The organism is Bacillus zhangzhouensis, from assembly GCF_000715205.1.
In the GTDB taxonomy this organism is placed as follows: Bacteria; Bacillota; Bacilli; order Bacillales; family Bacillaceae; genus Bacillus; species Bacillus zhangzhouensis.
On the sequence record NZ_JOTP01000034.1, the window covers coordinates 25553 to 31594 of the forward strand.

10 protein-coding genes are annotated in these 6042 nt (G+C 37.9%); 7 read left to right on the top strand and 3 right to left on the bottom strand.

Annotation, left to right across the window (positions count from 1 at the left end; translation table 11 throughout):
* Positions 1 to 14: 14 nt before the first annotated feature.
* Positions 15 to 227: a hypothetical protein gene (locus BA70_RS17275; RefSeq protein ID WP_034324860.1), complete on the bottom strand. Its 213-nt coding sequence runs from the start codon at positions 225 to 227 to the stop codon at positions 15 to 17.
* Between the two features lie 35 nt (positions 228 to 262).
* Positions 263 to 580, bottom strand: a complete 318-nt coding sequence (locus BA70_RS17280) for a hypothetical protein (protein ID WP_034324862.1) — start codon at positions 578 to 580, stop codon at positions 263 to 265.
* A 178-nt stretch (positions 581 to 758) separates the two neighbouring features.
* Here BA70_RS17280 and BA70_RS17285 point away from each other — a divergent pair, with 178 nt between their 5' ends.
* The 4 genes from BA70_RS17285 to BA70_RS17300 all read left to right on the top strand — a co-directional run bounded on the left by BA70_RS17285 (position 759) and on the right by BA70_RS17300 (position 3723).
* Positions 759 to 1052: a CotD family spore coat protein gene (locus BA70_RS17285; RefSeq protein ID WP_034324865.1), complete on the top strand. Its 294-nt coding sequence runs from the start codon at positions 759 to 761 to the stop codon at positions 1050 to 1052.
* A gap of 206 nt (positions 1053 to 1258) precedes the next feature.
* The gene (locus BA70_RS17290; RefSeq protein ID WP_373465714.1) at positions 1259 to 1861 is read left to right on the top strand and encodes a delta-aminolevulinic acid dehydratase; all 603 of its coding nucleotides are present in this window, start codon (positions 1259 to 1261) and stop codon (positions 1859 to 1861) included.
* 157 nt (positions 1862 to 2018) lie between these two features.
* Positions 2019 to 3431: a polysaccharide deacetylase family protein gene (locus tag BA70_RS17295; protein WP_034324868.1), complete on the top strand. Its 1413-nt coding sequence runs from the start codon at positions 2019 to 2021 to the stop codon at positions 3429 to 3431.
* Between the two features lie 100 nt (positions 3432 to 3531).
* The gene (locus BA70_RS17300) at positions 3532 to 3723 is read left to right on the top strand and encodes a hypothetical protein (RefSeq protein ID WP_034324871.1); all 192 of its coding nucleotides are present in this window, start codon (positions 3532 to 3534) and stop codon (positions 3721 to 3723) included.
* 52 nt (positions 3724 to 3775) lie between these two features.
* Here the strand turns inward: BA70_RS17300 and BA70_RS20860 are convergent, their stop codons facing one another.
* Positions 3776 to 3907 carry a hypothetical protein gene (locus BA70_RS20860; protein ID WP_003217310.1) on the bottom strand — a complete coding sequence of 44 codons (132 nt, stop codon included), beginning with the start codon at positions 3905 to 3907 and terminating at the stop codon, positions 3776 to 3778.
* Between the two features lie 150 nt (positions 3908 to 4057).
* On the opposite strand from BA70_RS20860, the gene BA70_RS17305 reads away from it, so the two are divergent.
* The 3 genes from BA70_RS17305 to BA70_RS17315 all read left to right on the top strand — a co-directional run bounded on the left by BA70_RS17305 (position 4058) and on the right by BA70_RS17315 (position 5263).
* The gene (locus tag BA70_RS17305; protein ID WP_034324874.1) at positions 4058 to 4483 is read left to right on the top strand and encodes an NUDIX hydrolase; all 426 of its coding nucleotides are present in this window, start codon (positions 4058 to 4060) and stop codon (positions 4481 to 4483) included.
* 33 nt (positions 4484 to 4516) lie between these two features.
* Positions 4517 to 4927 (top strand): hypothetical protein, encoded by a 411-nt coding sequence (locus BA70_RS17310; RefSeq protein WP_034324875.1) that lies wholly within the window; start codon positions 4517 to 4519, stop codon positions 4925 to 4927.
* Positions 4928 to 4990: 63 nt separating this feature from the next.
* A complete protein-coding gene (locus BA70_RS17315) occupies positions 4991 to 5263 on the top strand; it encodes a DUF3986 family protein (RefSeq protein WP_034324877.1) in 273 nt (90 codons plus the stop codon).
* Positions 5264 to 6042 lie beyond the last annotated feature (779 nt).

The following is a 6042-nucleotide window of genomic DNA, read 5'->3' on the forward strand; positions in this document are numbered from 1 at the left end:
GATAGATGGTTTTTTTACTCAAGCGTCTGTTTGAGCCCATCTGGCAGTAAATCAATCAATTGATCATAGGAAGACAAATCCAGCACTTCAAGCAGCGCATAATATTTCGCGTAAATTTCACTCAGCTGATCAGGATGATTCGTTTCATATCGATTCAAATGCAATTGAGTGAGTTCAAGGGCAATGTCTAGCTTGTTACGCTCGATGGTTTGTGTCGTATTGATCATTTGGTTCACCTCTTATTTCATGATGAGAGGACAGGTTATGGCGCAGTTCCGCAGCTGACCTCATATTCTTTTTCTTCTACCTTTTTTGAATAACAGACGAATGGCGTCATTCCTGTTTCACTTTTCCATGACTGCCAATACACATCATAAAGCTGGCCATACTCAGGATCTACATGCTTCGTTTTTTTCAAAATAGCAAAATAGCTTTGATAAGGATACCCTTTTTGATAGATGGCCTGCCGGATGGCGCCTCTTTCCGTCGCATTTGTAAAGATCATAGGTGACAGCAGTGGAAGAGCAATGATGATGACGATGAATGTAATGAATAAAAAGAACTTATGTTTTGTTTTCATGGATGTCCTTTCTGCGCAATATATCATTTGTATAATATGTTAAAATTGACCTTTTGTAAAGAAAGAGAAAACGAGATGGATGCTGGATTTTTAAAAAATAGACAAGCATCTAATCACTGAAGACACCTCTTGCATACGATAGAGTGTAAGTGAAAGACAACTTGAAGGGGGTTTTAAGATGAGCCGGAATCGATTAGACAATTTTTTCTTTGGGCCTCGTAGGGGGAACCATGGAAAAGATGAAACGGTTGTTTTCCCCACGCGTCAAATTGTCAATACGACAACGAACGAACAAACGATTAGAAAAATTCATCCAACTCATATCACAAACGTGAATAAAAACATCAAAAGAATTGAAAACTACTATCCTGTCACTGAATCGACTCATAACGAGTATATTGTGGAAGAATACGATTGTGGTAGGGATATCAAGAACCCTTGCTGCCGTCCGGTAAAACGCTGTAAGTGGTAATGTGATTTTGAGGAGGAAGAGGGGCATCCTTTTATGGGATGCCTTTTTATTTTTATGAGTAAAATTTTGATCAAACGTTATTTTCAAGATAAAATTGGAAGTAACAATCATTCTTTTGAAGGCGATTTTCTGAATATTCGATTGTTAACATTAGATGATGCTCCTTTGGATTTGAGTCGTATGCTGTAGAAGAAAAACATATACAGATGAGGAAAAAATGGTTTTATTCTGATCATCGTTTGGAGGAGATACAAGTGAAACAACAGGCCGTGCGCATCACATTAGCAGCAGGACCAAATAGTGAGCTAGAATCTTTTGCCCTGCGTGCAGCATTTGAGAACTTTGGTGCAAAAGTCGATATGCACTGGATAGGCAGACCCAATGATCTGATTGATGTGTTATCTGGGAGAAACAGAAGGGAGACTGACTACTTTCTTTTATCTTTTCACGGGGAGGAAGAGGCGTTTCTCATGCCGGAGTTAGGGGAAGATGTATACGAAGATGGGGAGCCTAGAGGTACAACTTTTGGAGCGAATGAAATCAAGCGGTATGCTTCGTTAAAAGGGATTCACGTCATATCAACCGGCTGCACACTAGGTGAGAAGAAACTTGCAGATGCCTTTTTAGAAGCAGGTGCTTTGTCCTATACAGCGCCTGATGATTACATTGATGGAGATGCGGCATTTATCTTTGTCCTGACAATGCTGTATGAGCTCATGAACAATACGAAGACGGTTAGAGCAGCTTTTGATCGAGCGAGCTCTATTGATGAAGAAACGAAATTATTTCAACTATATATGCAAAAATAATCAAAGGACTGAGAGATCAAGCCCTTTTTTCATCTGCTCTTAATTGTGTCGAAAATGTGACAAGTTTGTTTTTTACAAACTAAAAAGGGGTGACGCAAAGTCTATCCTACAAACACACGTCATCCAGGCATGGCGGCATCACGAGAGGAGAATCATTGTGTCAGTAAAAGGGAAGGTCAGCCTCGTCCTATGCGGACTTGCGATCGTCATTGGGATCGCTGCGTTTTATCATAATCAGCAGGCAAGCGGGACAGAGAAGAAGAAAATAGAACCAGATGCGAGCTATAAAGAAGTTGAAATTGTCACCCTCGTGAATGACGGGAGATACATGCGATATGCTGTCAACTATCCAGTGTTTCATCAAAAAAAGCTAGATCAAGAGATGAAAAGATTTGCAGAAACAGCGCTGGACAGGTTCAAAACATCATTTAGCGAAGCAAGTGATGTCGATGAAGAGAATCGATACGAATTAAACATAGATTACGAGATCACTCATTATGCCAAGCAAACCGTTGCGGTCAAATTCAATACATATGAATTGAAAGGCGGAGTAAAAGGTGCACATCAAACGAAGATGTTCAACTTTGATTTCAAGAAACAGCATTTTTTATCGATAGATGATCTATTTTTATCAAAAAGAGAAAGTCTGCAAAAACTGTCTCATATGACATTTGAGGCGTTAAAAAAAGATCGCTCTCTTGCTGAAAATAGGCATTTGCTCAAACAAGGAACGTCTCCTGCGGCAGAGCATTATCAGTATTTTGCCATCAAGGATCGTTTTATTGAATTCTACTTTCCAGCAGGGCAAATCGCACCAGACAAAAAAGGCCCTCAAGTGCTGGCGATTAAGAAAACACTGCTTAAGGGAATGTTAAAGCCAGAATATATCAATAAAGAAAAGAACAAAAACGAGAAAAAAGAACCGATTCCAAAAAGAAAGATCGTAACATTGCCAAAACAGGCAACTTTTCATCCAAATCAAAAAGCCATTGCCCTTACATTTGATGATGGTCCAAATCCATCGACGACCTCAAAAATATTAACAGCTTTAAAACAAAACAAAGGACATGCGACATTTTTTGTATTAGGAAGCAGGGTGCAGTATTATCCATATATGCTGAATGAAATCCGAAAGGGTGGAAATGAAATCGGAAATCATTCCTATAACCACCCTTTACTCACAAGACTGCCATTAAAACAAGCCATCAAACAAGTAGAAGAGACGCAGCAAATCATTGAAAAAGCAGGCGGGTTCACACCGACTCACTTTAGACCGCCATATGGTGGAACAAACGAACAAATCAACGAAGCAGTCAACATGAAAGTCACACTTTGGGACGTAGATCCTGAAGACTGGAAATATCGCAACAGCCAATACGTCGCCAACTACATTTTAGCGCATGCATCGAGCGGTGAAACGGTCTTAATGCACGATATCTATGACACCTCAGCAAACGCAGCTGTCACGATTATCAAGGAATTGACCAAACAAGGATATCAATTATTGACAGTATCGGAGCTTGATCAGTGGAAGGAAGAACGGGCGAAGAAAGGTGAATCGAATACGTGATGATGATGCGAATCTTAGTGGATTCGCATCTTTTTTTAAAGCCAATTATGAAAATAAAGGGAAATGATGTTAAAGTGAGTGTGGAAAGGGAGGGCTTCGGATGGTATTGATGAGGTTGATCAGCCTATATATGCTGACAGCGTTTTGTTTGGGTATTATCATCAATTATGTACCTGGTTTGATGCTGCCCATTTATATTCTTGCGATGATCGGGCTCATTTTATGCCTCGTTCATATTGCGCTGCATTATATTCGTCGAATCAGATATATGTTGCTTCATGAAAAACGGTAAGAATTCTCTAATTGCTTTCTCTAAAAAACTTCCCTCTAAATGAGAGGAGTTTTTATTTTTTCGGTTTTTGATGTTCTAACAGTTGTATGATTTTCTCGTTTGACTCTTTCATTTGTCTTAATAAAGAAACGATATTCCCAGTAAACCCAATGAGGACAATAAGTAAAATGATGATGATCCACATGCTATGGCCTCCTATCTGCTCACGAATGCTGTTTTGCTTCCTTATCCATTACCTTGTCAAGGATACAGTATAATGACTGTATTGAAATGAACAGTTCGTGCTATTTATTCGATAATAGATGTGAACAGAGAATGATTGAGGGGGATTCATTTGAAACGAGTAGACGTAGTATCAGCTATTATTTATGATGAGGAAGAAAATATGTTAATGGTTAAAAATGTAAAGGGATATTGGGGACTTCCTGGTGGTGCTGTAGAAAAAGGAGAACACCTGAAGCAGGCCGTGGTCCGTGAGGTGAAAGAAGAGACAGGGTATGTTTGCAAAGTAAATGAACTTCATTCGATTCGAGAAGCGTTTTTTCAAGATAAAAAGCATCATGCGCTGATGATCACCTTCTTTGCTGAAATCACCGGAGGACAAATGAGTATTCTCGATCCGGATCATGATATTGAAGAAGTAAAATGGGTCAGCAAGCAAACTTTTCAAAAGCTAAACCCCAAGCTATTCAGCATGCTGAAATTAAAACAACAAACACATGCATTTTATGAATTTGAAGGAAATAGAACAATCGGTTAAGTTGTTGATGAATAGGTATGAAGGAGAGATTTTATGTTTTTGTATTATGGACCAACCGGTGCTCCAGTGGAAAATCCGGGAGAAGCATTAATGAAAAGTATCTTCTTTCAAAAGGGTGAAGATTATTGGAAACAAGGGAATGGCGAATCTTCGATTGAGATTGAAGAAGAAGGGGAATATGAAAGTCTTGTTTTCTTTTACAATGCACCTTATGGTTTTTTTATATTGAGATATCCAGATTTTTTGGTCCCTTTTAAAAAGGTTGAACATATAGAAACAATTGAGCATTTTGTGGCTGGAGCGCCATTGTATGTGCCATCATGTAGCTATGTAAATCGAGATGAAGCCTATCAAATCGTTCAACATTTTCTAAAGACAAAAACGATGCCTGATTTTGTTGAATGGGTAGAGTTGAGGAATATTGATTTTCAGCATGATCTGTAAAGTTAGAAGATAGACTTTTTTGAGAAAATCTAATATCGAAGCGTATTAAGGAGAGCGGGGAGAATGCTTAGTTTAGACGATACCATGCATTTACATGTAGGGTATTATGAACATGGTTTTGATTATGAAGGGGTGTTTTATAAAAGTTTAGAATCAGGAAGATGGCTATTATTTTTTGATTATAAAAGTTACGGAATAACGCTTTTGAAGCGCTATGATAAATACGATAATTTAGGGCTGTTGATAGGGGAGTATCCTATTGAAGATGACGATATTGAGGATGAAGGTCATAAACTATTTGAGCGTTTTTTAAAAGAAAACAGCATAGTGAAATAAATGGAGAATGTAAACATTACTTAGCTATTTTTCTAGGTGATGTTTTTTATTTAAATTGAAATTTAATGCTTGTTTCTTTTATTAATTGTCTCCTTTCTCTTATCAAATATGAAACAAAGGATAGGGGAAAGATTATAATGACAAAATAAAAACAGACCTAGCTTGGTCTGTTTTAACTAGCTTTTTCAAGCTCCATGTTGAGCTGAATGGTATGAATCATAGCTTCACTTTCTCATTTTAAGACATCAATTAATGAAATTTCGTTGCCTTCTTAGATTATAATGACAAAATAAAAACAGACCTAGCTTGGTCGGTTTTAACTAGCTTTTTCAAGCTCCATGTTGAGCTGAATGGTATGAATCATATCTTCACTTTCTCATTTTAAGACATCAATTAATGAAATTTCGTTGCCTTCTTTATAAGGAATTGACCAAACAAGGATATCAATTATTGACAGTATCGGAGCTTGATCAGTGGAAGGAAGAACGGGCGAAGAAAGGTGAATCGAATACGTGATGATGATGCGAATCTTAGTGGATTCGCATCTTAGATGATGCTCCTTTGGATTTGAGTCGTATGCTGTAGAAGAAAAACATATACAGATGAGGAAAAAATGGTTTTATTCTGATCATCGTTTGGAGGAGATACAAGTGAAACAACAGGCCGTGCGCATCACATTAGCAGCAGGACCAAATAGTGAGCTAGAATCTTTTGCCCTGCGTGAAGCATTTGAGAAATTTGGTGCAAAAGTAGATATGAAATGTATAGTCATTACCAAT

Bases quoted from the DNA above. Each gene is read 5' to 3' on its own strand.
- BA70_RS17310 (WP_034324875.1), top strand. From the start codon at position 4,517: ATGTTTTTGTATTATGGACCAACCGGTGCTCCAGTGGAAAATCCGGGA.
- BA70_RS17300 (WP_034324871.1), top strand. From the start codon at position 3,532: ATGGTATTGATGAGGTTGATCAGCCTATATATGCTGACAGCGTTTTGT.
- BA70_RS20860 (WP_003217310.1), bottom strand. From the start codon at position 3,907: ATGTGGATCATCATCATTTTACTTATTGTCCTCATTGGGTTTACTGGG.
- BA70_RS17280 (WP_034324862.1), bottom strand. From the start codon at position 580: ATGAAAACAAAACATAAGTTCTTTTTATTCATTACATTCATCGTCATC.
- BA70_RS17315 (WP_034324877.1), top strand. From the start codon at position 4,991: ATGCTTAGTTTAGACGATACCATGCATTTACATGTAGGGTATTATGAA.
- BA70_RS17275 (WP_034324860.1), bottom strand. From the start codon at position 227: ATGATCAATACGACACAAACCATCGAGCGTAACAAGCTAGACATTGCC.
- BA70_RS17285 (WP_034324865.1), top strand. From the start codon at position 759: ATGAGCCGGAATCGATTAGACAATTTTTTCTTTGGGCCTCGTAGGGGG.
- BA70_RS17290 (WP_373465714.1), top strand. From the start codon at position 1,259: ATGAGGAAAAAATGGTTTTATTCTGATCATCGTTTGGAGGAGATACAA.